Consider the following 1,804-nt stretch of genomic DNA (forward strand, 5'->3'; position numbering starts at 1 on the left):
GGGCTCTTACTTTTGGCTTGATCCAAAAGTAACAAAAGATCAAGGCTTGCATCCTTTCTTGTAAAAACCTACGGAAATCTTTATTGCGGCAGTATCGAGGCTCTTACCCTTGCTTATCCCATCGCACCCGCTTGATCCTGCCTTGGGTTGTGGGGTTATGAGGGGGACTGCAAAGATTTCCGTGCTTTTTCCGGCGAAAATCTGCTAGGCCGGATAGCAGGGAGCATATTACAGGGTGCGGTAATTTGTCTTTTAGCCCTTTCCCTTTCAGGGGAAAGGTGCCGATAGGCGGATAGGGGTTTAAGGCGTTCGCTATAATACGGTCGTCATTCTCGCGCAGGCGGGAATCTTAAAGCCCCGTATAGCAGGGGAGCAGATAGCATGGGGCATATTACAGGGTGCGGTAATTTGTCTTTTAGCTCTTTCCCTTTCAGGGGAAAGGTGCCCATAGGCGGATAGGGGCTCTGTGCCCTCTGTGTTTTACTTTGTGTCCTCTGTGGTTAAATTGCCTTCTGTGGGTAGCCCCTGGGCTTTAACCGATTTCAAAAATGCAAAACCCACCACGCCCGATAGGATCGAAGCGGTTAAAATGGCAAACTTCGCTTCTGAGACATGCAGCACCTCGCTAAAAGAGAGTAGCGCAATAAAGATCGACATGGTAAAACCGATTCCGGCGAGCATGCCCAAACCTAAAATGTGTTTCCAGCCTGCTCCGGTGGGTAAATCGGCCCATTTCAGTTTCACGGCTAGCCAGCTGAAAAAGGTTACACCAATGGTTTTACCCACGAATAAACCTACGATAATGCCGAGGCCGAGAGGGGAAACCAGTCCGGCAAGCATTTCTTTTTGGAAAGTGATGTTGGTATTGGCCAGCGCGAAAATGGGCATAATGATGTAGTTTACCGGAGTGGTTAAAAAATGCTCCAGTTTTTCCAATGGCGATTTTTCATCCGTTTCGTTGGTAGGGATGGTGAAAGCCAGTAATACCCCTGCAATGGTGGCATGGATACCCGAGTGGTGGATGAAATACCAAAGGAATATGCCTGGGATGAGGTAAAACACGAGTTTCTTTACGCCGAAATAATTCATCAGTCCTAAAAGAATAAGGATGCCCCCAGCCATGGCCAGGTATTCGAAATGAATCTGGTGGGTATAAAAGATCGCGATCACGAGAATGGCGCCGAGATCATCTACAATGGCTAAAGCGGCCAGGAATATTTTTAAACTGGTGGGTACGCTTTTACCAAGCATGGCGATAATGGCGAGGGCAAAGGCAATGTCGGTTGCCATGGGGATACCCCAGCCGCCGGCAGTTTCTGTGCCTTTATTAAACAGGCTATAAATTAAAGCGGGTACGAGCATGCCACCTAAGGCAGCGATTACAGGTAAGGCTGCACTTTTAAGCGAGGAGAGTTCTCCTTCTACGAGTTCGCGTTTGATTTCGAGTCCTACGAGCAGGAAAAATATGGCCATTAAAGCATCGTTTATCCAGGCTAAGATGCTGTAGTTCACTTCACCAAAGCCTAATTTGATTGCTAAAAAAGCTTCGAAACTTTCTTTTGAAGCGGTATTGGCGATGAGTAAGGAAATTGCCACGCAGATCAACAATAAAAAACCGCCTACTTGTCCGGAGCGGAAGAAACGCTGAAATACTTCTAGATTGATGAGTTTAGCCATAGGGGTAAAAATAGTGAAATAAGGGGGAAAGGGGGATATTTTTTGTGAGGAATCTAAATAGATGATTTTTAAAACTATGGGTGGGAGCTCCCCTCCTTATTTTCAAGGAGGGGCTGGGGGTGGTTAT

General features: G+C 46.9%; 1 protein-coding gene. It reads right to left on the reverse strand.

Features of this window, described 5'->3' with window-relative positions; genetic code table 11:
• Positions 1–480: 480 nt before the first annotated feature.
• Entirely contained in the window at positions 481–1,677 is a 1,197-nt protein-coding gene (gene nhaA, locus AW17_RS23350) for a Na+/H+ antiporter NhaA (protein WP_051692067.1), read from the reverse strand.
• Positions 1,678–1,804: the final 127 nt, after the last annotated feature.

Source organism: Pedobacter borealis DSM 19626 (assembly GCF_000708285.2).
GTDB lineage: Bacteria > Bacteroidota > Bacteroidia > Sphingobacteriales > Sphingobacteriaceae > Pedobacter > Pedobacter borealis.

Bases quoted from the DNA above. Each gene is read 5' to 3' on its own strand.
- nhaA (WP_051692067.1), bottom strand. From the start codon at position 1,677: ATGGCTAAACTCATCAATCTAGAAGTATTTCAGCGTTTCTTCCGCTCC.